The sequence below is a fragment of the Exiguobacterium sp. QJM3NY_9 genome (genome assembly GCF_056173545.1).
In genome coordinates this window covers 1084744-1109709 of record NZ_CM149679.1, presented here as the reverse complement: position 1 = coordinate 1109709, position 24966 = coordinate 1084744, and the positions used below count along the sequence as shown (strand labels likewise).

Annotated in this window: 26 protein-coding genes; 1 reads left to right on the top strand and 25 read right to left on the bottom strand. The window is 47.3% G+C overall.

Features of this window, described 5'->3' with window-relative positions:
* Positions 1-79: 79 nt before the first annotated feature.
* The 22 genes from AC0VYQ_RS05530 to AC0VYQ_RS05425 all read right to left on the bottom strand — a co-directional run bounded on the left by AC0VYQ_RS05530 (position 80) and on the right by AC0VYQ_RS05425 (position 22730).
* Positions 80-946, bottom strand: a complete 867-nt coding sequence (locus AC0VYQ_RS05530; RefSeq protein ID WP_475404406.1) for a 2-oxoacid:ferredoxin oxidoreductase subunit beta — start codon at positions 944-946, stop codon at positions 80-82.
* On the bottom strand, positions 933-2684 hold the full coding sequence (locus tag AC0VYQ_RS05525; RefSeq protein ID WP_088836708.1) for a 2-oxoacid:acceptor oxidoreductase subunit alpha: 1752 nt from the start codon (positions 2682-2684) through the stop codon (positions 933-935). Before AC0VYQ_RS05525 ends, AC0VYQ_RS05530 begins: the two co-directional genes overlap by 14 nt.
* 201 nt (positions 2685-2885) lie before the next feature.
* A complete protein-coding gene (locus AC0VYQ_RS05520; RefSeq protein ID WP_029333189.1) occupies positions 2886-3146 on the bottom strand; it encodes a stage V sporulation protein S in 261 nt (86 codons plus the stop codon).
* A gap of 29 nt (positions 3147-3175) precedes the next feature.
* A complete protein-coding gene (locus AC0VYQ_RS05515) occupies positions 3176-3970 on the bottom strand; it encodes a TIGR00282 family metallophosphoesterase (RefSeq protein WP_088836707.1) in 795 nt (264 codons plus the stop codon).
* Between the two features lie 49 nt (positions 3971-4019).
* Positions 4020-5582 (bottom strand): ribonuclease Y, encoded by a 1563-nt coding sequence (gene rny, locus AC0VYQ_RS05510; protein ID WP_029333187.1) that lies wholly within the window; start codon positions 5580-5582, stop codon positions 4020-4022.
* 269 nt (positions 5583-5851) lie between these two features.
* Positions 5852-6892 (bottom strand): recombinase RecA, encoded by a 1041-nt coding sequence (recA, locus tag AC0VYQ_RS05505; protein WP_029333186.1) that lies wholly within the window; start codon positions 6890-6892, stop codon positions 5852-5854.
* 103 nt (positions 6893-6995) lie between these two features.
* On the bottom strand, positions 6996-8237 hold the full coding sequence (locus AC0VYQ_RS05500; RefSeq protein WP_214893129.1) for a competence/damage-inducible protein A: 1242 nt from the start codon (positions 8235-8237) through the stop codon (positions 6996-6998).
* 70 nt (positions 8238-8307) lie between these two features.
* A complete protein-coding gene (pgsA, locus tag AC0VYQ_RS05495) occupies positions 8308-8886 on the bottom strand; it encodes a CDP-diacylglycerol--glycerol-3-phosphate 3-phosphatidyltransferase (protein ID WP_088836705.1) in 579 nt (192 codons plus the stop codon).
* A gap of 46 nt (positions 8887-8932) precedes the next feature.
* Positions 8933-9829 carry a helix-turn-helix domain-containing protein gene (locus AC0VYQ_RS05490; protein WP_214845356.1) on the bottom strand — a complete coding sequence of 299 codons (897 nt, stop codon included), beginning with the start codon at positions 9827-9829 and terminating at the stop codon, positions 8933-8935.
* 31 nt (positions 9830-9860) lie between these two features.
* The gene (locus AC0VYQ_RS05485) at positions 9861-10640 is read right to left on the bottom strand and encodes a DUF3388 domain-containing protein (RefSeq protein ID WP_029333182.1); all 780 of its coding nucleotides are present in this window, start codon (positions 10638-10640) and stop codon (positions 9861-9863) included.
* 93 nt (positions 10641-10733) lie between these two features.
* Positions 10734-11438: an elongation factor P 5-aminopentanone reductase gene (ymfI, locus tag AC0VYQ_RS05480; RefSeq protein WP_475404405.1), complete on the bottom strand. Its 705-nt coding sequence runs from the start codon at positions 11436-11438 to the stop codon at positions 10734-10736.
* A 3-nt stretch (positions 11439-11441) separates the two neighbouring features.
* Positions 11442-12710, bottom strand: coding sequence for an EF-P 5-aminopentanol modification-associated protein YfmH (yfmH, locus tag AC0VYQ_RS05475; RefSeq protein WP_029333180.1), 1269 nt, complete (start codon positions 12708-12710; stop codon positions 11442-11444).
* Positions 12710-13963 (bottom strand): EF-P 5-aminopentanol modification-associated protein YfmF, encoded by a 1254-nt coding sequence (yfmF, locus tag AC0VYQ_RS05470; protein WP_475404404.1) that lies wholly within the window; start codon positions 13961-13963, stop codon positions 12710-12712. The genes yfmH and yfmF overlap by 1 nt, the downstream gene beginning before the upstream one ends.
* On the bottom strand, positions 13964-14512 hold the full coding sequence (locus AC0VYQ_RS05465) for a cob(I)yrinic acid a,c-diamide adenosyltransferase (protein ID WP_475404403.1): 549 nt from the start codon (positions 14510-14512) through the stop codon (positions 13964-13966).
* A 31-nt stretch (positions 14513-14543) separates the two neighbouring features.
* Positions 14544-16271, bottom strand: coding sequence for a sensor histidine kinase (locus AC0VYQ_RS05460; RefSeq protein WP_088838458.1), 1728 nt, complete (start codon positions 16269-16271; stop codon positions 14544-14546).
* A 2-nt stretch (positions 16272-16273) separates the two neighbouring features.
* Positions 16274-16990 carry a response regulator transcription factor gene (locus AC0VYQ_RS05455; RefSeq protein WP_029333177.1) on the bottom strand — a complete coding sequence of 239 codons (717 nt, stop codon included), beginning with the start codon at positions 16988-16990 and terminating at the stop codon, positions 16274-16276.
* Between the two features lie 221 nt (positions 16991-17211).
* Entirely contained in the window at positions 17212-18378 is a 1167-nt protein-coding gene (gene ccsB / locus AC0VYQ_RS05450; RefSeq protein ID WP_029333176.1) for a c-type cytochrome biogenesis protein CcsB, read from the bottom strand.
* Entirely contained in the window at positions 18375-19913 is a 1539-nt protein-coding gene (gene resB, locus AC0VYQ_RS05445) for a cytochrome c biogenesis protein ResB (RefSeq protein ID WP_475404402.1), read from the bottom strand. Before resB ends, ccsB begins: the two co-directional genes overlap by 4 nt.
* Positions 19914-19934: 21 nt before the next feature.
* Positions 19935-20525 (bottom strand): redoxin domain-containing protein, encoded by a 591-nt coding sequence (locus tag AC0VYQ_RS05440; RefSeq protein WP_029333174.1) that lies wholly within the window; start codon positions 20523-20525, stop codon positions 19935-19937.
* 126 nt (positions 20526-20651) lie between these two features.
* The gene (locus AC0VYQ_RS05435) at positions 20652-21413 is read right to left on the bottom strand and encodes a pseudouridine synthase (protein ID WP_014969990.1); all 762 of its coding nucleotides are present in this window, start codon (positions 21411-21413) and stop codon (positions 20652-20654) included.
* A complete protein-coding gene (scpB, locus tag AC0VYQ_RS05430) occupies positions 21413-21985 on the bottom strand; it encodes an SMC-Scp complex subunit ScpB (protein ID WP_029333173.1) in 573 nt (190 codons plus the stop codon). Before scpB ends, AC0VYQ_RS05435 begins: the two co-directional genes overlap by 1 nt.
* A complete protein-coding gene (locus tag AC0VYQ_RS05425; protein ID WP_088836696.1) occupies positions 21975-22730 on the bottom strand; it encodes a segregation/condensation protein A in 756 nt (251 codons plus the stop codon). Before AC0VYQ_RS05425 ends, scpB begins: the two co-directional genes overlap by 11 nt.
* A 94-nt stretch (positions 22731-22824) precedes the next feature.
* Here AC0VYQ_RS05425 and AC0VYQ_RS05420 point away from each other — a divergent pair, with 94 nt between their 5' ends.
* A complete protein-coding gene (locus tag AC0VYQ_RS05420) occupies positions 22825-23298 on the top strand; it encodes a DUF309 domain-containing protein (protein WP_029333171.1) in 474 nt (157 codons plus the stop codon).
* Between the two features lie 20 nt (positions 23299-23318).
* On the opposite strand, the gene AC0VYQ_RS05415 is transcribed toward AC0VYQ_RS05420, so the two are convergent.
* From AC0VYQ_RS05415 to AC0VYQ_RS05405, 3 genes are all read right to left on the bottom strand, one after another.
* A complete protein-coding gene (locus tag AC0VYQ_RS05415; RefSeq protein WP_088836695.1) occupies positions 23319-23666 on the bottom strand; it encodes a GNAT family N-acetyltransferase in 348 nt (115 codons plus the stop codon).
* A gap of 151 nt (positions 23667-23817) precedes the next feature.
* On the bottom strand, positions 23818-24348 hold the full coding sequence (locus AC0VYQ_RS05410; protein ID WP_475404741.1) for a type 1 glutamine amidotransferase domain-containing protein: 531 nt from the start codon (positions 24346-24348) through the stop codon (positions 23818-23820).
* A gap of 97 nt (positions 24349-24445) precedes the next feature.
* A complete protein-coding gene (locus tag AC0VYQ_RS05405) occupies positions 24446-24883 on the bottom strand; it encodes a peptidylprolyl isomerase (RefSeq protein ID WP_088836693.1) in 438 nt (145 codons plus the stop codon).
* Positions 24884-24966 lie beyond the last annotated feature (83 nt).

Here is a 24966-nt window from a genome sequence, read left to right as displayed (position 1 = left end):
TGGGTCTTACCTGTTTCTCTAATCGGTAATGACCAAATGTTTAGCATCCCCAAAAACCAAACCATCATTCGACTCTATTTTACATGAATTCCGCAGCGAGTTGGTTAAATGTTTCTTGATTCATTTCAAGATTGGCAAACGTCAGTCCCGTCTCATCATACCCATCGATTTGTGACTGATAGTCGAGCCGCGAATCATCTTGATAAATCAGACCCATGACGAGTCCGTCGTGCTCATGGACGACGCGTTTCGCTGTATCGAGATTTGTTGCATCATACCCCTCAATCTCGTCCAGCTTCGTCAGATTTTGTTTGAACCAATCGTACGTGTTGACCTTGTTAAACGTCACGCAAGGACTGAAGACATTGATGAAGGCAAACCCTTTATGTTCCGTCGCCTGTTCAATCAGCCGCGTCAATCCTTTCAAGTCGTTCGAGAAACTTTGGGCGACGAACGTCGCGCCGGCCGTCAAAGCAAGCTCGACAGGCGAAATACTTTTTTCAATTGACCCTTTCGGTGTCGACTTCGTCTTGAATCCGGGAGCAGATGTCGGCGACGTCTGCCCCTTCGTCAAGCCGTAGATTTGATTGTCCATGACGATGTACGTCATGTCGACATTTCGTTTGAACGCATGGACCGTATGCCCCATCCCGATCGCAAACCCGTCGCCGTCCCCACCGGACGCGATGACCGTCAACTCACGGTTTGCCATCTTGACGCCTTGGGCGATTGGTAGCGAACGGCCGTGGACACCGTGAAAACCATAGGTGTTGATGTAACCAGAAATGCGACCGGAACAGCCGATTCCAGAAATCAAAGCCAGTTCTTCCGGCTCAAGACCGACGTTCGCGACGGCACGTTGAATCGCTGCTTGAATTGAGAAGTCACCACATCCCGGACACCAGTTCGGTTTGACATCATTTCGAAAATCTTTAAAGGTTGCCATTAAAAACGCCTCCTGCTACTACCTGTTCTACGACTTCTGCCGGATAGAACGGATCACCGTTGAATTTCAAGATGTGTTCAATCTTGTCTGCGAACCCACAGTTCATCTGAATCAGTTTCGCGAGTTGACCGGTCGCATTGTATTCGACGACGACGACTTTTTTCGCCCGCTCAAGATGTGGACGGACGAGTTCACTCGGGAACGGGTGCATTTGACGAATATGCAAGTGATCGACTTTCATCCCTGCATGCTCTAGACGTGGCATCACTTCTTCAATCGTCCCGCGCGTCGAATTGAAGCCGACGAACAGGATGTCTGGTGTCTGATGCTGTTCCGTCACAAGGACCGCGTCTGCTAGACGGAATTGATTGAGTTTGCGTAAACGTTTCGTCATTTGATCGACCCGGTTCTTCGTTGCTTCCGAGGGACGTCCTTCTTCGTTATGTTCGACGCCCGTCACGTGATGAATCCCGTGTTTCATTCCCGGGACGACACGCGGGCTGATCCCGTCTTCCGTCACTTCATACCGTTTGAAGTAGTCTTTCCCGGCAAGTTCCGGTAAGTCGCCTTGCAGTAATTTTCCGCGTCGGATTTCGACACGTTCTAAGTCGAGCGGTTCGACCGATTGTTTTCCGAGCGATAACATCAAGTCGGTCAAAAGGATGACCGGACATTGGTATTCTTCTGCGATATTAAAGGCTTCTGCCGCATCATAAAACGCTTCTTCGACCGTCGACGGTGCAAGGACGACTTTCGGAATCTCGCCATGCGTACTGTAAATCATCGCCATCAAGTCCGATTGTTCTTGTTTCGTCGGGAGTCCCGTTGACGGTCCTCCCCGTTGTGTATCGATGATGACGAGTGGTGTTTCCGTCATCCCGGATAACCCGATGGCTTCCGCCATCAACGACAGTCCTGGTCCAGCTGACGCCGTCAAGGCACGGACACCGGCATAGTTCGCGCCGATCGCCATCGTGACAGCTGCCAGTTCATCCTCTGTCTGAACGACCGTTCCCCCGAACTGTGGTAATTTCTTGATTAAGTACTCCATGATTTCTGACGATGGTGTAATCGGGTAAGCGGCCATCAAGCGGGCTCCCCCTGTCACGGCACCGAGGGCAATCGCATCGTTGCCAATCATGAACATGCGTTGCTTCCCGTCGGCCGGTTCCAGGATGAACCGCTCGGCATCGAGTGCCATCTCTTCAAAAGCAGCTGCTCCTTCCCGAATCGCCGATAAGTTCTTTGCGACCATCTCCGGACCTTTGCGACCAAAAATTTGTTCGACGACGGCTTCAAACCGTTCTGGATCAATTCCGAGAATCGCACTTGAAGCACCGATCGCGACCATGTTTTTCATCAGTGCGGTTCCAAGACCCGCTGCAATTTCCGTAAACGCAATCGGATAGAGATCGGCACGCGAAGCATCCGGATTCGTCGGCTTGAACTTTGCGTCGGCAATGATGATTGCCCCCTGGCGTAACTCGTGGAAATTGACATCGATCGTCTCTTGATCAAATGCCACTAAAATATCGAGATCGTCCGCGACGGTCCGAACTTCATGTGTCGCCACACGAATCTTATTGTTTGTATGTCCACCTTTGATGCGTGAAGAAAAGTGACGATATCCATATAAATAATAACCAAGACGGTTGAGGGCAATCGCAAAAATCTCACCTGTCGATTCGATTCCCTCTCCCTGCTGTCCGCCTACTTTCCATGACAATTGATTGTACATCGACGTTCGCTCCTTCTCTGTCCCCTGAAATGATGGAAGCGTCTTACTTTACTATCCTCCCTCATGATACCGATTTACAGATACTTGTACAATCCTCCCCCGGAAATCCGTTCGTTTTTTTGATTTTCGTCACGACAAAAAGACCATCTACTCTAGCCGAGTAGATGATCACGTGTATTTAGGACCTATGTCCGAACGATCTTAGCGTGGTTCAACGATGAGTTTAATTGCAGTCCGTTCTTCGCCATCAATCATGATGTCGGTAAAGGCTGGGATACAGATTAAATCCATGCCAGCCGGCGCAACGAATCCTCGCGCAATCGCGACCGCCTTAATGGATTGATTGAGTGCACCCGCACCGATTGCCTGAATCTCGACAGAACCTTTCTCTCGAAGCACGCCCGCAATCGCTCCTGCGACGGCGTTCGGATTCGATTTAGCTGATACTTTCAGGGCGTCCATGCAATGTACCTCCCAATCAAAAATGACACTTAATCAAAGAATATCGATTGATCCGTCAAATGAATCCGTTCAATCTTCGTTGCTTTTTTCGTCGCATCATCGATATGAATCAAGACTCCATTTAATTGTTCCCGTCCTTCCGCAACTTCAAACCGAGTTGGAAGCTGTGTCTTAAATTTTCGTAAGACATCATCTTTACGCATCCCGAGGACACCGTCCAGTGGACCTGTCATGCCGACATCCGTGATGTAAGCTGTTCCACCGTCAAGCACACGTTCGTCGGCAGTTTGGACGTGCGTGTGGGTTCCGACGACGGCTTGAACACGTCCGTCGAGGTGATAACCCATCGCGATTTTTTCACTCGTTGCTTCCGCATGGACGTCAACGAAAATCGCATCGACTTCCCCTTCGACTTCCGCAATCAACGCGTCAACAGTCCGGAAGGGATCTCCGAGTGCTGGCAAGAAGACCGTTCCTTGGACGTTGATGACGGCAATCTTTTTATTCCCGACCTTTAAGACCATCATGCCACGACCTGGTGTTCCTTCCGGATAGTTTGCTGGACGGACAATCCGGTCAGCGTCATCAATCCAGTCGAAAATGTCCCGATTGTCAAACGTATGATTTCCCATCGTGACGCCGTGGAAACCAAGTTCGAGTAATTGGTGATAAATCGATTTCGTGATGCCACGACCGTGTGCTGCATTTTCACCGTTGACGAGCATGACGGTTGGATTGTACTTCGACTTCAGACGTGCCGTAAATTGTTGTAAGATGTGTCGACCTGGTGCGCCAACGACGTCTCCGATAAATAAAATCTTCATGCTAATTCCTCCAATACATTAAAAAAGTGGCGGTCGCCCGCCACTTTGCTTATTTTGCGTATTCGACTGCTCGTGTTTCCCGAATGACCGTGACCTTGATATGACCCGGATAATCGAGTTCTTCTTCGATTTTCTTCCGGATATCACTCGCCATCTTGTGTGCTAAGACATCATCGACAACGTCAGGACGGACGATAATCCGAACTTCACGACCGGCTTGAATCGCAAACGATTTTTCAACACCATCGAATGATTCTGAAATTTCTTCCAAACGTTCGAGGCGTCGAATATAACTTTCAAGCGTTTCTTGTCGTGCACCTGGACGTGCTGCTGACAGTGCGTCTGCTGCCGCGACAAGGACGGAGATGACCGAAGTCGCTTCCGTATCACCATGGTGAGAAGCAATCGCATTGATGACTGTCGGATGCTCTTTGTACTTCGTACCGAGCTCGACACCAATCTCAACATGACTTCCTTCCACTTCATGGTCAATCGCTTTTCCGATATCGTGCAGGAGACCTGCCCGTTTCGCAAGCGTGACATCTTCGCCAAGTTCCGCTGCCATCATTCCCGCAAGATGCGCGACTTCAAGTGAGTGGAACAAGACGTTTTGTCCGTAACTCGTCCGGTATTTCAAGCGGCCGAGAATCTTGACGAGATCCGGGTGGATTCCATGAATCCCGACATCATATGTCGCTTCTTCTCCGATTTCGCGAATTCGCTCATCGACTTCGCGACGTGATTTGTCGACCATCTCTTCAATCCGTGCCGGATGAATTCGACCGTCTTGGACAAGCTTTTCAAGCGCCATCTTCGCCACTTCACGACGAATTGGATCAAATCCAGACAAGATTACAGCTTCCGGTGTATCATCGATGATTAAATCGATTCCCGTTAACGTTTCAAGTGTCCGAATGTTACGACCTTCACGACCGATGATTCGACCCTTCATCTCATCATTCGGTAGGTTGACGACAGATACCGTCGTCTCAGCGATATGTTCAGCGGCGAACCGTTGAATCGCGAGGGACAAGATGTTACGTGCTTTCTTGTCGGCTTCTTCTTTTGCTTTTTGTTCGATTTCTTTTTGTAGCATTGCCGCATCATGCAGCGCAGCTTGTTTTGTCTCATCCATGATGATAGCGCGCGCTTCGTCTTGCGAAAGATTCGCAACACGTACGAGCTCTTGGCGACCTTCTTCATACAGATCCTCAACTTTGCGTTCTAACGCTTCAGCTTGTTGCTTCCGCTTCGCGATCTCAGCGTCTCGTGTGTTGATTTGATCTTCCTTTCGGTCGATTGAATCGACACGGCGATCGAGAGTCTCTTCTTTTTGGAGCAAGCGGGCTTCTTGTTTTGTTAGCTCTTGACGACGTTCACGAAGTTCTTTTTCTACTTCATTGCGAAGTTTAAAGGCTTCGTCTTTCGCTTCGAGTAATGCTTCTTTTTTCGTTGCTTCCGCTGACACTTGTGCCCGTTCGACGATTTTTGTCGCTTCGGTTTCCGCGCCTTGAATCTTTGCTTCAGCAATCGATTTCCGCAAGAAGTAGCCTACGATGAATGCGATGAGCAAAGTGAGGAGAAGTATGATAATCCAAGTTATTGTATCCATGGGTTCACCTCCCCTTTGCAAGGTGTTTCTTAGTTCATTTCGGTTTTTCATCGAAGCTGTCTAAAAAACGTACATCTATATTGTAAGGATAGCACTCGTTCATTGTCAACGAACGGGCGGGAAAGAATTCCTTTGTTTTCCTCTTTTCAACAAAAAACACCTTGAATCGAGGTAACTTCAACGAAAAATCTAAAAAAAGATAACGTTCACTCCAGCGAGTAAACGTTATCGATTGTTCGATTCACCTTCAAGAAGGAACCGCCTATATATTATTCTGCGAATAGATCTTCTGTTTCTTCTTCTACTTCCGCATCAAGTGCACGTTCAACAAGACCATGGTGTTCACGAATCAAACGTTCGACTTCCTCAGCGACCTCAGGATGCTCGACCATGTATTGTTTCGCGTTTTCACGTCCTTGACCGAGACGTTCTGAATTATAAGAGTACCATGCACCACTTTTTTGAACGATATCGAGATCCGTCCCGATGTCGATTAACTCACCGACTTTAGAAATCCCGAGACCATACATGATATCAACTTCTGCTTGTTTGAATGGTGGTGCAATTTTATTTTTAACGACTTTGATTTTTGTTTTATTCCCGACGATATCCGTTCCATTCTTCAATGCTTCCGCACGACGAACTTCAAGACGAACAGACGAGTAGAATTTCAAGGCACGTCCACCTGGAGTCGTTTCTGGGTTCCCGAACATGACACCGATTTTTTCACGGATTTGGTTGATGAAGATGACAATCGTCTTCGATTTGTTTGTTGCACCAGACAACTTACGTAATGCCTGACTCATCAAACGTGCTTGGAGACCTACGTGGGAATCACCCATTTCACCTTCGATTTCAGCTTTTGGTACGAGCGCTGCAACCGAGTCGACGACGAGCACGTCTACTGCACCTGAACGGACGAGGGCTTCAGCGATTTCAAGTGCCTGCTCCCCTGTATCCGGTTGTGATAACAATAACTCATCAATGTCGACACCAAGTTTATTTGCGTAGGCTGGATCTAACGCATGCTCTGCGTCGATGAACGCTGCCTGACCGCCTTGTTTTTGTACTGCTGCAATCGCGTGGAGCGCAACAGTCGTTTTACCAGAAGATTCTGGACCGTATACTTCGATTACCCGTCCACGTGGATATCCACCTGCACCGAGAGCTATATCTAATGTGATTGATCCAGAAGAAATAACAGATACCTTCTGGTCTGCATTTTCACCTAGTTTCATGATTGAACCTTTACCAAATTGCTTCTCTATCTGGCGTAATGCCATTTCAAGTGCTGCTTTACGATCACTCACGTAGCAGGCCTCCTTCTATTTATCTTACTGAGATTATTGTACTTCTTTTGAGACCGAATGACAAGCTTTTTACGAACATTTATTCGCATACTTGGAATTATTCTTATTTCGGTTGAACGGCAATTTTCTTAAGGTATTTCAACAGAAGGAAGTACGCATCTTTTACAGAACGTAATCTAATCATACCACGGTCGAATGCTGGGTAGGTAAATTCAACGACCTCCGTTCCGTCCGGTGTTGCTAGGGCGCAATAGACCGTTCCGACTGCTTTTCCACTATTACTCGTCGGTCCCGCTTCCCCTGTCAACGCAATAGCAAGATTCGATTGATAGAGACGTCTCGCTCCTTCAGCCATCGCAATCGCGACGTCAGCGCTGACGGCCGTTTGTTCGCGCAGCAAGGTTTCGCTAACGCTTAACAGGTTACGCTTCGCTGCATCGTCATAGACGACGGCACCCCCACGAAAGCTGTTGCTTGCTCCCGCAATGTCAGTCAAACCGCTCGCAAAGGCTCCTCCTGTTAAAGACTCCGCTGCCGCAAGCGTAACGCCTGCCTCTTCACAAGTCCGTAAGACGACTTCCGGTAAACTCGTTTCACCATAGCCATAAAAGTATTCCTCGACTTCCGCAAGGACAAGTCGTTCGAGTCCGTCAAGCATCTCGATGGCAACTTGTTCCTGCGCGGCTTTCGCCGTCAAGCGTAACCGGACTTCAGCAAGTTCCGCATACGGTGCGATCGATGGATTTTGGGAGGAACGAATCAAATCGGTCAATCGGTCGTTCAGTGCCGATTCCCCGATTCCGAAAAAGCGAAGTGTTCTCGATTTGATGGTCTCCTGTCCAAACAAATGATCAAAATGATCGGCGATGATTTGCTTCATTTCCCGCGGGACACCTGGTAATAAGATATATTGGTGATCAGCCGTCTTCAGCGACATCCCTGGCGCGAGACCCGCACCGTTCGAAAGGACATCCGCCCCTTCAATGACCAGCGCCTGTTTTTTTTCATTATCCGTCATCATGCGACCACGTGTTTTCAAAAAACCTTCAATACGGTTGTACGCGACTTCGTCAACTTGAAGACGACGTCCGAGCAGCTTAGCGAGCACTTCTTTCGTCAAATCATCTTCCGTCGGTCCAAGTCCCCCCGTGATGACGAGGAGATCGGTACGTGCTTGCGCCTGTTTGAAGACGTCCGTCATCCGCGCTTCATTATCGCCGACGACACTATGATAATGGACATCGATGCCGCAACTCGCGAGCCATTCCGAGAGGTACTGTGCATTCGTATTGGCGATTTCCCCTAATAATAGTTCACTTCCGACCGCTATGATTTCTGCTTTCATCTTCATTCCCCGCTTTCAAAAGTATATAAAAAGACTGTCCGATTTAGCGAACAGCCTTGTTTGAGATAAGTTACATCGATTTCGTAATTAATTTAATGTTTTTCGAGAAATACTCAACGCCTGAGTAAATCGTTAAGATTAACGCCAGCCACATCGTGATTTCAGCAAACGGGATATTGAGTAATGCGAATCCGATGTCGTGGAGCAAGAAAGCGATGATTGACGTCAGTTGAACCCACGTCTTCGCCTTGCCTGAGTTTCCGGCTGCTAAGACGATTCCTTCGTCTGATGCGACGAGACGAAGCCCTGTCACGGCAAACTCACGGCAGAGAATGATGACGACGACCCAAGCTGCAACGAAATCGAGCTCTACAAGGTAAACGAGTGCAGCTGCGACTAACATCTTATCAGCGAGTGGATCCATAAACTTTCCGAAATTCGTGACTAACTTATTTTTACGTGCCAAGTAACCATCCAACCAGTCCGTGATGGCAGCAACTGAAAAAATCATCGCCGCAACAAAGTGAGAAACCGGAAGTTCGGCACCGAGAACGTCCCATTGACCCCAGTTTGGGTCGATGGCGAGTACTGCGACAAAGACAGGAATTAACAAGACACGTAATACCGTCAATTGATTAGGCAAGTTCATTCTGGTATCCTCCTCCTTTTTATGTAAGATCAGTAGCTATGCCGTCTTACGGCGTAGCTACTTTCTTCAAGTAAATATTTTGAACGAGGAGCGAACGGTTAAGTTTGAGCTCCTGATCATTGACGACGATTTTATCGATGCCTTTAATTGAACCGATGCGAATCCGAATCAAATCTGTTTTCGCATCTTTGACGACGACCGGGTTCGGATCGGACGCATTGATATGGTCTGGCGCGAGCGCCTCGCCCTCGAGTGACGTATCACGGACACCGACAAACGGTGACGGCGATGCATCTTTTTTGATGCTGATCGAGACATCCATCGTTTTATCCGCCGGTACTTCATATGTGATATCTTGCCCAGAGGTCGTTTTCGCCACTAATGGCTTCTTGACTTCCTCTTTCGGTTCTTCTGTCACTTCTTCTTTTGGTTCTTCTTTCGGCTCTTCCGTTGCCGGAACATCCGTCTCCTTACTCGGAGCGTCTCCTTCATCAATCGTCACATCACTCTGTTTCGGTGCTGTCGTATTGGCTTTATCACTCGAATCGAGGAAATTTTGCAACGCATAGTAAAGTGCGACACCAATCGCAAAGATTAACAGGATGATAATGATGTTTGGAATCCACCGTTTGGCAACACTCTTTTTCGGAGCCGTCGACTTCGAATAGGTTGCGCGTCGTGACAACTCGACGACCGGTTGTGCTTCAGGTTCCGGCAAGTCTCGTTTATACGTCTCAAACACTTCGTCTACGTCCAGACCGAGTGCTTCGGCATACGTTTTGATGAAAGCACGTGCATAAAAAGCACCGGGCAATTGATCGTAGGCACCTTCTTCAATCGCGACGATATAGCGCTTTTGAATTTTAGTCGTGCTTTGAATTTGTTCTAGCGAGACACCTAATGTCTCACGTTGTTCTTTTAAGTAGGTTCCGAGCTCGGTCATCGGTAACACACCTTCCATTTTCATTACTTATTTAAAAATTGAACCATTCATTTCCGCCAAGTGCACGTGGAGGTTCGGTCACGATGATTTCTTCGGTCGTGTTGCGTAATTCAATGATGTAATCGAAATCATCCCACGTGTATTCACTCGACTTAACGAACGCATCCGGATGTTCGACGATTTTCGTCGCTGGCAAACGCATGACTTCACGTAAAATTTGCCAATGGCGCTCATCGAAGTGCCGTTGGGACACAAGGGCATCGATGATGTAGACGTAGTCGCCCGTCCGTTCATCGTCAAATAACGAAGTTCTGACCGTTTGTTTGATTAAAGTCGACGATAAGAACAACCATTTCTTATTTGCACTGACACTTGCTGCGACGATTGATTCTGTTTTCCCGACCCGCGGCATGCCACGGACACCAATCAGCAGATGCCCATCCTGCTTACATAGTTCAGCCATGAAATCGACGAGAATCCCTAAGTCTTCTCGAACAAAACGGAATGTTTTTAATTCATCACTACTATGGTCGATATAACGACCATGACGAATCGCAATCCGGTCACGCAACTTCGGCTTCCGGAGTTTGACGATTTCAATCGTCGACATCGTCTTTAAGATGGCTGCGAGTCGCGGTATTTGATCAGGCTGTTTCGTTTGAAGTAACATGCCGCGGCGCTCACGATCAACACCATTGATCGTGACAATCGAGATATGCAGCATCCCCATAAGTGAGGCAATATCTCCTAGCACCCCCGGACGATCGACATTCAATTCGTACTCAAGGTACCACTGTTCGAATTCACCCACTCGCTAGCCCTCCTCGTCTATACGGTTATCCATTCCTCATGTTAAATGATTTTTTGAAAAATGAAAAGCATTCCTCGCTCAATTCTCAAGCGATCACATCCACGCGCCATCAATTTTTAAAATGGCTCCCGAGATATATCCAGCCTCTTCCCCCATTAAAAATGTGATAGCCGAGGCTACTTCTTCTTCCGTCCCGAACCGACCAGCCGGAATCTCCGCCAAGGCTTGTTCGCGATCTTCCTTCGAAAAAACAGCATTCATCGGCGTATCAATCCAACCAGGCGTGACAGCATTGATCCGTCCGTTCATTGCGCCTAGTTCTTTGCTATAGGCTTTTACGAAACCAAGTTGTGCCGCCTTACAGCTCGAATAAACGACTTCTCCGGCTACGCCGAACTCGCCTAAGACACTGCTGACGACAACGATCGACAACGGTGCGGAGAATGGTTTCTTATGTGTCAAGAACTGACTGATGCGAATGAGCGATTCGACGTGCAAGGTCATCATCGATTCAATTGAGTTCGTCGATTGATCGATTAACAGTCCACTAAAGCTCGTCCCGGCGATATGGACGAAACCATCGACTGGTGGCAAACCCTCACAAAGAGAGGCAATCTTTTCCCGATTCGACAAATCGCCTGCGACGATTTCAGTCGTCACAGGCAACTCCTGCACAAATTGCTCAAGCTCGGTTCGGCGTTGATGTGTATGCAAGACAAGTTCATGTCCGGCTGCTGCCAGGCGTCTCGCTGTCGCTAGACCGATGGCACCACTGGCACCTGTAATAAAAATCCGCATCGGTTAGACATATGGTTTGACGATTGAAATCGCTCGGTTCTCAAGCGCAAACAATTCGTCAAAACGTGCTTCAATTTCCTCTTTCGTAATCGAAGCAATCAGTGTCGGTAATGCAAACATGTTCGTGTCCGCTAAAGCATGACGTGAAAACTGATTGGCGATAAATTCCGGCGAATTCAATGCCCGTAAGAATTTCCCTTGCATCATATTCCGCTTCCGGACGACTTCCGTCTCGCTGAACGAGGGACGCTTTGTAAGAAGCTCCTCATACGCTGCGATGAAACGTTCCGGATCTTCCGTTTCCATCCCGAATGTTGCAAAAGCAAATTCTTCTTCGCTCGAATAATCAAAACTGAATGTATCGTCAATCAATCCTTCTTCGTACAGGTCGAGATACGTCGACGAGGTTTGGTCAAACAGGAGATGTAGGAGTAACTCACTCGTCATTTCTCGGCGGACTTGTTCTTCGCCGCGAAGTGATTCATCTTTATATCCAATCAAGACTTTCGGTGTCTTGACGTCGAGCTCGAGTTCGAATCGCGGACGTGCGACTTCTTTTGGTTCAACGCCGTAATCGCGTTCGATTGCCGGACGGTCTGTATAATCTTTTTTCGCTTGATTTTGTTTGATCAACTCAAGCGTTTCCGCAGGATTGATGTTTCCGACGACAAACAAAACCATGTTCGACGGATGATAGAACGTCCGGTAACACGTATACAAATCATCGGCTGTAATCTTGTCAATCGACTCCGGTGTACCTGCGATGTCAATCCGAACTGGGTGATTCGCGTACATCGATTCGATGAGTCCAAAAAATAGACGCCATCCGGGATTATCTTGGTACATTTGAATTTCTTGCGTAATGATGCCTTTTTCCTTCTCGACACTCTCCGGTGTAAAGTAAGGATCTTGAACGAAATCAATCAATGTTTCGAGATTTTGCTCGATCAGCGATGTCGCAGAGAACAAATACGCTGTCCGTGAGAATGATGTAAAGGCGTTCGCTGATGCACCGAGACGACCAAATTCTTGGAAGACGTCCCCTTGCTCCGACTCAAACATTTTATGCTCGAGGAAGTGGGCAATCCCGTCCGGTACGCTCACCCAGTCCTCACCTTTTTTGAAACGATTGTCGATTGAACCATAGCGGGTCGTAAACGTCGCATACGTTTTTTCATAACCTTTTTTCTGAAGTAAATAAACAGACAGGCCATTGTCTAATTGTTCGAAAAATACCGTTTCGTCTGTATCATGATACGTTAACTGTTCCATTATTCTTCACCTCGCAATAAGTAGACTGCCTCTAGTTCGATTTTAGCGGCTAGACGAACAACGTCTTCACGCGTCGCCGTCTCGATGATATGAATTTCATCTTCTAGCGTCAATCCACGCATTTTTGATCCGTTCAACCAGCCAATCAATTGTCCGGGTTGATCAAGAATTTGACGACGTGCATTGATGAGCATCGCTTTCGTTTGCGTCAACTCTTCAGCCGTAAAGTTCCCGGCTTTCAAATCGACAAGCTGTTCCTTGATGATTGTTTCTGCCCGTTCCGCTTTTTGAGTTTCGACACCGGAGTAGACATATAATGCACCATTCAACGCTGCATAACGCGATGCTGCATAATACGCGAGACTTTCTTTTTCCCGGACATTCATAAACAATTTCGAATGGGGAAATCCACCAAAAAGACCGTTGACGATTTGCATCCGAATCGAATCAGCAGATGTCGGATCGACTGCAACACGGTAGCCTAAATGTAACTTTCCTTGTTTGATTGGTTGTGTCTCTGATGAACGCTTCACACCGGCGACTTGTTTCAAGGCCGGGATATAATGACTCGTTTTTTCACTGTGCGAAGGCAAGAAGGATAATGCCTCTTCCATTTCGTCACGCGTCACATGACCGACGACGAAAACATCGATCCGGTCGTTTTCAATCATCGACCGATATGTATCGCGCAAGGAGGATGTTGTAATTTCCTCTAATCCTTCGAGCGTACCGAGTGACGACAGTGAAACGGCTTCTCCAGGGGCCATTAACTCAAGAAGACGCTGCTGGGCAAAACGCATTTTATCATCATAAAGTGAGCTGATCCGTAACGCATGGAGACGCTTTTCCTGTTTGACGAACTGTTCACGGAAGCCGCCTTCGGTTAAGTCAGGATAGAAAATCATTTGTTCGAGCAAATCAAGCGCCTCTTCAAGCAACGTCTCATGCCGTACGAGATCACCTCGGACGACGTCGAGCTGGAAAGAAATAACATGCTCTTCGCCGAATTTCGAAGCATCTGCATAAAGTCCCGCATCATATAAGGTTTCGAGTGGTTCACGTAGCGCCTTCATCGATGGATAGGCCGCTGTCGATTTTTCCATGATGTACGGTAAGATCGCCCGGCTCGTCAGCGTTTTTTCTTCAAGTGGTGCAGAAAATGTGACGAGTACGGTCGTTGTCTTGAATTTATCGGTCGGGACGAGATGGTACGTCGTCCCCTCTTTTTTCCATGTTTCGAATGACTGACTCATTTACTCTCCATCCTTTCGTTTAAACACATGTGCACTGCGAAGGTATTCAATATCTGCTGTTTGATTGACTGCATTCTCATAACGCGCTGCGGCAAAGAAAAAGTCACTCAGTCGGTTGATGAATGGTAAGAGGTGACGGGCTTGTGGGACATCAACCATCGAACGTTCAATCCGTCGACAAATCGTTCGCGCAACATGCAGGCTTGCCGCCGCTTCCGTTCCGCCTGGCAAGATAAACTTATCGAGCGGGGGAGATAATTCCGTTAAACTATCAATCCAACTCTCGAGATTTTCTGTCGCAGTTTGACTCAAGCGGGATTCTTTTTGTTCGACGTACATTAAGTCACTTCCACAATCAAACAAGGCATGTTGAATGACAATCAATTGTTCTTTTACTTCAATCGAAGTTGCTTTTGTCCGTGCGAGGCCGACGAAGCTGTTCAGTTCATCCAGTTCACCCATCAAATCGATTTGCACATCATTTTTTTTAACGCGGCCACCGACGAGCGATGTTTCCCCTGAATCCCCGGTTTTTGTATAAATCTTCATTTTTCTCACTCCTATAGCGAAAGGAAGCGAATCAGAGAGTTCGCTTCCTTTGTTTTTTCGGTAATCGAATTCGGAATGTCGAGCCTTCGCCGAGCTGGCTCTCGACTTCGACCTCCCCTTCATGCGATCGGACGACGTTCACGACAATCGCGAGACCAATCCCTGTCCCTGTCTTGCCACGCGTCCTTGCTTTGTCCGCCTTATAGAAACGATCAAAAACGAACGGGACATCTTCTTCCGGAATTCCTGTACCGGAATCAATTACGGATAGGAATATGTTTTCCCTATCTTCCGTAATGTTAATCTCGATTTGACCATCCTCGGTGTAACGAAGCGCATTGCCGAGTAAGTTCGTCAACACTTGCTCCATTTGATCGGGATCCGCCTCGAACTCGACGTTCGGTCCGACGACGTCAAACGATACACGTTTGTCGCGTCCCATTTGCTTGAATTTTTTAATCATCCGTTTTGCAAACGGGACTGCTTCCATCGGTTCAATCCGTAACTCTTGATGACCTGCCTCCATTCGGGCAAGATCGAGTAAATCATTGACGAGACGCGATAGACGTTGCGACTCATCATAAATGATTGAAGCAAATTCTTTTGTCGCTTCATCGCTTTCCGTCATCCCGTCGACGATCGCTTCCGAGTACCCTTGGAGCATGACGAGCGGTGTCCGCAATTCATGACTGACGTTCGCAACGAAGTCGGCGCGCATCTTCTCGAGCTGCTGCGCTTCTGTCATGTCCCGTAAAACGGCAACAGCACCAATCTGCTCTTCGTGCTCAAGTAACGGACTGACGATAATAATGTAATAACGACCTTCCCGTTCAAAGGAAACGGTCATTTCTGTCTCTGTCCGCATGACGGTCTTGAACAAATCAATCAGTTCTTCCGGAACCGGTGCCCCTGCCAAAAAATCTTCTGCCGGCGGATTTGTCGCGAGCAACTCCCCGGAATCAGAGAACGTCAAGACGCCATCTGCCATACAGCGTAAAATGGATGACAACAGATGTCGTTCTTTATCGAGATCCGTGACATATTGATTCAATTGGCTGCTCATTTCATTGAATGCCAACGCCAAGTCCCCGATTTCATCGCGTGAACGTTGCGTCAGACTTTGGTCGAACTTTCCTTCTCCGGCTTCGACGACAGCTTGACGAATCGTCCGCAGCGGCGCCGTAATGCGCGTCGAGAGGAAGAAGGCGAATACGGTTGTCCCGATGATCGCAAGCAGGACACAGAGTTGAATGATCTGCCTCGCGCCTTCATTCGCCTGTTCGATGTTCGTCAGTTCTTCAATTAAATACGTCGTTCCCGCCTCACTTGATGTGACGAGCGGGGCACGATAGGCGAGTGCTGCCTTGCCATTGAATACTTCATAGTTCCCAATCGCCGTCTCGCCCTCTTCACCGTCAACTGCTTTCCAGTTCTGACGCTCGAGCTCCTTAATCATACGTCGTGCCTTTTCCTCTGAAATATTCGTTTGAATCGTTTCGTCCTTCGTTGTCGCAATCAACGTCGCCCCGTAAATATCCGTAATTTCGACGGCGGTCGCCGACCCTTCCTCTAGCCCATCGTGCGCTTGGAAAACGGTCTCGACTTGTTGACCTAGCTTCGCGAGATGTCCTCGTTCTTGTTCAATGTGAAACGAGTTAAAAAATTCGAGCAACAAAATCGTCAAAGCAATTAAAACGACAGAAACGAGCAGTAAAATCGTTCCCCATAATTTGATGACGACACTCTGTAACCACTTCATCGTCAAGCAGGACTATTCTCGAATTTGTAACCGACACCCCAGACTGTCGTGATCATCTGAGCCGCGTTCGGTGACAAGCGGTTTAGTTTTTCCCGCAATCGTTTAACGTGTGTGTCGACCGTCCGCAAATCACCAAAGAATTCATAATTCCAGACCTCTTTTAATAACTGTTCCCGTGAAAAGACTTTATCCGTCTGCTTCGCGAGGAAGTAGAGCAATTCATATTCTTTTGGCGTCAAGTTGACTTCTTGCCCTTCGACCGTCACGCGGTGGGCATCATTATCAATCGTCAGATGCGGGAAGACGATAACATCTTTCGTTTTTGCATCCGTATGCAAGAACTTCGTTGCGCTGGCACGTCGCAGAATGGCCTTGACCCGAAGCACGACTTCGCGTGGACTGAACGGTTTAACGATATAATCGTCCGCTCCCATTTCAAAACCATGAACACGATTCGTTTCTTCCCCTTTTGCCGTCAACATGACGATTGGCGTCGCTTTTGTTTTGCGCAACTCTTCACAGACCTGCATACCATCGAGCTTCGGCATCATCAAATCAAGTAGAATGACATCATATTCCGTTTCAAGCGCCATTTCGAGCGCCATCTCGCCGTTGTCTGCTTCCTCAATCGTAAAGTTCTCCCGTTCGAGGTACATCTTTAATAAGCGTCGAATCCGTTCTTCATCATCGACGACTAAAATACGAGCTTCTTCTGACATCGGTTGATTCCTCCCATAAACTAGTCTCTCTTCTCTATCCTACTACTCTTTTAGTATACTATGAAACAAAAAGAAAAAACCTCCCTAACCGGTTAGACCGGAAAGGGTGATTGATTCATTTCACGTTTCCTTCAAAATCCAATAGTTGATGCCTGGACGAAGAAAGGGAGTCACCAATCGATGTCATTCATCGATCGGTGACTCCCTGTTTCATTTTTTAGTCAGGCGTAAGAATGAAGACCTGCGACAACGAGGTTGACGAACACCAGGTTGAACATGATGACCCCAAACCCACCGACACATAACCAGGCTGATTTTTTACCGATCCAGCCACGCTGAATGCGCATGTGCAGGTAGAAGACGTAAAATAACGCCGTAATCAATGCCCAAACCTCTTTCGGGTCCCAGCCCCAATAGCGGCTCCATGCCATCTGCGCCCAAATCATCGCAAAAATCAAACCGCCCAGGATGAAGACCGGTAAGCCGATCGCAATTGCACGATAGCTGATTTCATCTGCTGTTTCTAAGTCGATTTTACGGGCGATTGGTTTTAAGCTTTCCGCGAGACGCTTCCGTAAGATGACAAATCGAAGGAGTACGTACAAGACGAGACCACCGATCAGTGACCAAAGAACTGTATTGACTTTGTTCGCGTTCAAGAAGTTCGGCAGTTCGACGACTGCGCCCGATCCCGAAATGACTTTTCCGCCTTCCGGACCAGTCAACACGGGCATCGTATAGTCGTGTTGCATCGTCGCGCCGTTTTTCGCAACATATTCAATCGTCGCATTTGTCGAAAGCGCGTTAAATAACAATCCGACAAGAATATAACCGACCACGCATGTTAACGAAAACATGACGACTTCAAGCCACGTCCGTGTTTTTGATTCTTTTCTGAAATCTGTTGCGTGAATCAGGTAAAGTAATCCTGTCGCAAAGCTGACCGCGAGGATGCCTTCGCCAAGTGCAGCTGTCGTGACGTGAATTTTCAACCAGACACTTTGAAGTGCCGGAATGAGTGGTTGGACCTCATCCGGGAACATCGATGCATAGGCGATGACGAGCAAAGCGACCGGCATCGCGACTAATCCTAAAACGTTGTTCCGGTAAATCCCGTAGACGATCAGGAAACCAAGAACCATCATCATCCCGAAGAATGTCGTATATTCATATAAGTTCGACACAGGAACGTGCCCCGCTCCTGCCCAGCGTGTAAAGAAATAACCAAGTTGTGTCGCAAATCCAATAATCGCGAGCGTAAAGGCAATCTTACCTGACCGGCTCGGTCCCTTTTTCCCACTCGTCGCAACCGCAAAAAATCCGGTACTGATGAGATACAAGATAAACGATGTCAGCAGTAAATTTCCACTCAAGTTAAGCAAATTCATTCTGATTCCCCCTCTTCCCGCAACTTCTGCCGGTCTTCTAGTTGAGGAAGACCTACTTCTGTCAAGGCGAGATTGGCTTCTTTTTGAAGCCCTAACGCATTCTTGTTCGTAAAGCCGGCAATGTTAATCTGACCGTTTGTTTCTCTAATCCAAAGGCGACGATGCGGCCAGTACATGCCGATGAGCAGACCCGCCATAAAGATTACTCCACCGATGAACAGGAACGGCAGCGTCAAATCTTTTTTAATCCGCACTCCCGAGATATTCGACAGTTCAGTCCCGGCAAAGCCCATCTTGTATTGATTTTCGTCCCCGCCGACATTGAGCTTAATCCCAATCAGACTCCGTTCGCCTTCCGGGTGCTCCGGTGACTTGATGTTAAAGACGAATGCCGGATTGACCGGCCGTGAAGAATTTGTCGTCGGTTTTCCGTCTTTGACGACGAAGTCCGGTAAAAAGTCTTTTAACTCGACTTCGTACCCATCCTTCAATTCATACGTCGAGTCCGGGTTGCGTAAATCGACTTCAATCGTATCGACAACTTTGCCGGTTTTTTGATTTTCGATATTAAACGACATCGTCTTGAATTCAGGATCTGCCGCATATTGTTCTTGGAAGACTTGATAGTTTTCAAATTCAAACGGTTGGTTAACGGCCGTTTCACCAGATTTTACTTTTTCAAGATCCGGTTTGAAATCATCCGTCATGCCCGTCTTTTTATACAATGTCATTTTCGTATCGTAGTTTTTCGGAACACTACCACCTGCTCGTTTCAACGCTTCACTGAATTTCGCGTCGACCTTTTCCGGGTCATAAAATTCGATATTGAAGGCATTGTTTTCAAGGTAGTACTCGTTGTCCGTCGCTTCGATCGGCAACGTTTCACCTTCACGAAGCCACAGCAACTCATCTTCATGCATCCCTGGTACAATCCGTAACATCGCTCCACCAAAGAATAAAACGAGTCCGATGTGATTGATGTATGGACCCCAACGCCCAAACCGTTGTTTTTCTGCTAATAAAGCGCCGTCCTGTCGACGGATTTTATAGCCTTTCTTTTTTAACAACGGCTCAATCGCGTCAATTTGTTTTACCGTTCCAGCCGTCTCAGCGCCAAATCGCTGACCGCCCATAAAACGGTCAGACTGGATGACCGGTTGTTTCTTCAACGCTCGATAGAGCGGGAAGAAGCGGTCGATCGATACGATGATGATGGATAAAAGTAATAAGGTGATCAGTCCGATGTACCACCACGATTCAAAGAGATTATGAAATCCTAATGCATAGTAGATATCGCCTGCCGTACCGTATTCCTTCCCATAAAATTCTTCTGGCGGTGTCGCTTGCGGGATATACATTTCCTGCGGGAAAATCGTCCCGACACCACTTGCGAGGATGATTAAGCCAATCAACCACAGTCCGACTTTAACGGAAGAGAAGAATGTCCATGTTCGGTCAATCCACGACTGTTTTTTTCGTTTTGAACGAAGCTCTGCTTCTTCATAACGCATGTCCAGTTGCTTATATTCCTGCATCATCAATTCCCCCTCGATGCGTTACTCGTTTGCTTTTTTAATCATTTCTTCCAACTTCGCCTGATCAATTTCACCCTCATACTTTTCGACGACTTCGCCTTCTTTATTGATGATGAATGTGACCGGTAAGTTATAAATGCCGTACGCTTTCTCGACGGAACTGTTCGTATCCATTAAAATCGGATAGTCCGTTCCACCAATTTCCTTGATGAAGCTCGAGACGCGAACCGGTGTTTCGCCGACATTGACGGCTACAAAATTGACATTTTCATCTTGCATCATGCTGTAGTTGTCGTTAATCAATGGCATCTCTTTTTTACAAGGTTCACAAAACGTGCCCCAAAAATTAAGCAAGAGTCCTTTTCCAGCATACTCATCCATCGAGTGTTGTTTCTCACCATACAAGTCGACGAGCGTAAAGCCAGGTGCATCGTCTCCCGCCATGACACGACCATTTTTATCCCGTGTCGCTTGATCGACGAACTGCATGATGACGACCGCACCAGCAAACAAGACGATCGTCATGATCATCAGTCGCCAGAATGAGCGTTTCTTCTTTTTTTGTTTAGCGGCTTCGAGCCGCTCTTCCGGGTTTTGCTTCGTTTTTTTCATGTTATACCGCCTCCACCCATATTGTACTTGAAATCGCTTAAATGTTGAGACAATGTGAAATACGTTAATTGTTTTGTCACAAAAAAAGAAAACTCAACCTATAGGATGAGCTTTCCGCTTTACAAATTAACGTTTTTTTGTGTTCTTACGTCTTTTCGTAGGTGGCGCGACGGGATCCGCTAGCTCACGCAATTGATTGACTTCTTTTTTTGAAAGTTCACGCCAGTCTCCTGAAGTGAGTCCAGCTAACGTCAAGAATCCGAATTGCTCCCGCTTCAACTTGATGACTTCTGCGCCGAGTGTTTCGACCATCTGACGGACTTGACGGTTATGTCCTTCGTAGATGACCATCTCGAGGATTGCCGTATTCTTTTTCTTGTCGACATCACGCATTTCGACGCGTGCTTTGCCTGTCTTGAATCCGTCCGGTAAGACGACACCCTTTTCCAGACCTTTGACGTGGTAATAATCCGGCACGCCTTTGATTTTAACGATGTAACGCTTCGGTACTTTGTATTTCGGGTGCAGTAAGAGGTTTGAAAATTCACCGTCATTCGTCAATAAAAGTAAGCCGCTCGTATTGTAGTCAAGACGACCGACCGGGAAAACACGATGGCCCGGCGGCACAAGATCAACAACCGTTTTACGCCCCTTATCATCTTCAACCGTCGAGACGACACCTGTCGGCTTATACAGCATATAGTAGACATGCTCTTCCCGTTCGAGCTTGACGCCGTCGACTTCGACTTCAGCACGTCCGCCGACTTTCGTTCCAAGCTCTGTGATGACTTTTCCGTTGACCTTGACGCGACCTTCTGTAATTAATTCTTCTGCTTTGCGTCGTGATGCGACACCAGCTTGTGCGATAATTTTTTGTAGACGTTCCATTAATTTATTCTCTCCTCTAGTGACGGTTCATTCCTGAAAAATAGATCGCCATCCGCTTCGAACGTTTCTTCGAATTCGAGCGGAGGTAACTCCTCGATACTATTGAGACCAAAATGGTCCAAGAAATGATCGGTCGTTTTATACAATTTAGCTCGCCCGACGCCTTTCGCGCGTCCAGCTTCTTCAATTAACCCTTTTGCACTGAGCGTATGAATGACACGCTCGGTCTTGACGCCGCGAATGACTTCGATGTCTGCACGCGTGACAGGCTGCTTGTAGGCGATGATGACGAGCGTCTCCATCGCAGCACGCGACAAACTGTCTTCCGCGAGTGATCCCGCGTATGCTTGAACGTACGGTGACATCTCTTTTCGTGTCACCATCTTAAAGACGCCACCCGACTCAACAATTTGAAGGACACGTCCTTCCGACTCAAACAATTGCTGGACCGCATGCAGTTGTTCGCGCGCTGCTGCTTCACTGATTTCAAGCACTTGGCTCAGGCCACGTGGATCGATGCCATCATCTCCGACGACAAACAATAGACTTTCAATGATTCGATCATACGCCAATCGGATTCTCCTCCTTCGCCAAGGTCCGTAATAAAATATCGTCGTTCATCTGCTCGCAAGCAATGACCCGTTGTTTAACGAGTTCAAGGACAGCAAGAAAACTGACGACAAGTTCTTCGACTGTCGGTTGTTCCGTAAAGAAGCCAAAAAAGGTCGTCCGTTCTCGCGACAGTACATATTCTGATACATGAACCATCTGTTGCTCCAGTGTCCGTTCCTCACGTTTGACCGTCTTCGACCGTCTCACTTTCCAGGCAACACGTTGTCGCATTTTTTCATAGGCACGCAACAAATCACTAAATGATAACGTTCCGTTATAGTCATTTGTTTCTGTATCCAGATAACGCAACAGGTCTTCCGGTTGTTTTGAAAAAAGCTCGAGTCGTGCTTCTTCCTTTTCCTTCAACACAACCGCTGCTTCCTTATACGCTTTGTACTCAATCAATTGTTGAATCAAACCTTCTCGCGTCGGCTCCTCATCAAAATCAGGAACCTCCTCGAACTCCGATTGTTCAATCGGTAACAGCTGTTTACTTTTCAGTTGCAAGAGCGTCGCAGCCATGACAAGATATTCACTAGCAACATCGAGTTCAAGATGCTGCATAGCTCGAATATAGGACACATATTGATCCGTCACGATTGAGACGGAAATATCGTAAATGTCGATTTCTAGTTTCCCAATCAAGTGTAACAGTAAATCCAAAGGGCCTTCAAACGCATCCATCTTCACACTATATGATTCCATGATTCTCCCTGCCCATCAACGTTTTTTGCGCCTTAGTATACCATACATCGTTACTGTTCGACTATGCTATATTAAAAGGAAAGGAGGTGCTCTCATGCACCCGATCGAACAATTTACTTTCGAATTCAATATACAAGAAGATTACTTCGAATGCCATGAAGTATTAGAAGAACTTTGGCAAGCCGGCAATCGGACGGACGAATCACTCGTCGCTTTGATTCAATTAGCCGTCGCCCGGTATCACCACCGGCGCGGTAATGTGACCGGCGCGATGCGGACCTATCCGAAAGCCTTTCAAAAAATCGAACGGCATGCAGCGTCAATTACCCAACTCGGCATCGATGCCACGCAACTGCTTACGTTAAAGTCCGCTTTTATGGAGCCGGAATACCGGAGAATCCATTTACCAGTAGACGAACGACTCGAACAACGAATGAAGACCCAATCACTCGAGCCGCTTGATCGAACCTTTTTAATCGACAAACACCGGTTACGAAACCGGCAAGACGTCATCGACGCAAGGCAAGCCGCACTTAAAAATCGCGGGAAATGGAAAAACCGGCCCTGAAATAAACGGACCGGTTTTTTTCATTGATTTTTCCACTTTTCAACAAGACGACTTGTTTCTTCAGTCGAGCCGATGATATCGAGACGCATCATCTTCGCCGCAGCGTCGAGTAATGTGTACGACATCCGCTCCCCGCGGAACGATGGAGACAATGCGATGTGGCTCAATTCAGCGTGGCCATCCACTAATTGAAAACCGATCACTCCTACGAAGTCTTCATCCTGTTTGTAAAGATACAATTGACGATCTTCTTCTTGTTCATAGGCTTGAACCGTTTCAAGCAAATACTTCGGATCCTTCACTTCACACGAAAAGGCGATTAACCCCATCGCGGTCCGTTCATTCAGCTTCTTATATTTTACTAGCATCTGATTCTACACCTTCCTAATTTCAACAACTCTCAGGACCATGAACGACTGAGACTCATTTATTCTACACCTTATCGGCTAGAATTACTTCATTTTTTTGTCGAGAAGGACAAAAAGAAGGAGTGAATCACTTCACCCCACCTTTTCCGAATTATGACTTCGACTTTTCTAACACGGCGATGAATTCACGCATATAGTCAGGTAGATCGGGCGGTCTCCGACTTGAGACGATGTGTCCGTCGACGACGACCGGCTCATCGTGCCAGACGGCTCCAGCATTCGTCATGTCGTCTTTAATCCCCGGCGTACTCGTGACGTTGACACCTTTGAGTACATCTGCTGAAATTAAAACCCATCCCGCATGACAGATTTGACCAATCGGCTGTTTTTGTTCGTCGAAGTGTCGGACCATTTTCAAGACCGAATCAAACCGCCGTAATAAATCCGGTGACCAACCACCCGGAATGAGAATCGCGTCGTAGTCTGCTGGATTGATATCTGCAAACGCGATGTCGGAGACGATTGGAACACCGTATTTTCCGACGTACTTTTCATTTGCTTTCTCACCGACGATGTCGACCGTTGCCCCTTCTTCACGTAACCGGTGGACCGGGTACCATAACTCTAAATCCTCAAAATCATTACTGACGAGTTGAATGACTTTTTTACCTTGTAAACGCATCATGAAACGCCTCCTGAAATTCTATTTGTGCCTTACTACCTGTTCCCTTAGTCTAAAAAACAAAAACTCCCCTTCTAGTTGAAGAGGAGTCAGACACTTATGCTTCTACGCGAATTTCTTTAATGCCTGCGCCTTGCTTCATTTTTTGAGCATGCTCAAGTCCTGAAGTGACTTGTCCGAAGACTGTATGCACACCGTCAAGGTGCGGTTGCGGCTCGTGGACGACGAAGAACTGACTCGAACCTGTGTCGCGACCAGCGTGCGCCATCGAGAGTGAACCTGCTTTATGTTTGTGCGGGTACGAAGTTGACGTTTCACATGGGATTGTTTTCCCAGAACCGCCTGTACCGTTCCCGATTGGGCAGCCGCCTTGTGAGACGAAGCCCGGGATGACACGGTGGAAGTTCAATCCATCGTAGAAGTTCGAGTTCGCAAGGCTCTCGAAGTTTTCTGTTGTGATCGGTGCATCGTCGTTAAAGAGTTCAAAATCAATTTTATTTCCGTCTTCTAATAAGATATATCCAGTTTTTTGCATTGTATACCAACCTTTCGCGCTTTTCAGCTAATGGTGTTCGTCACAAGCAACTTGTGACTCCATGGAACAGTGTACCAAATTTT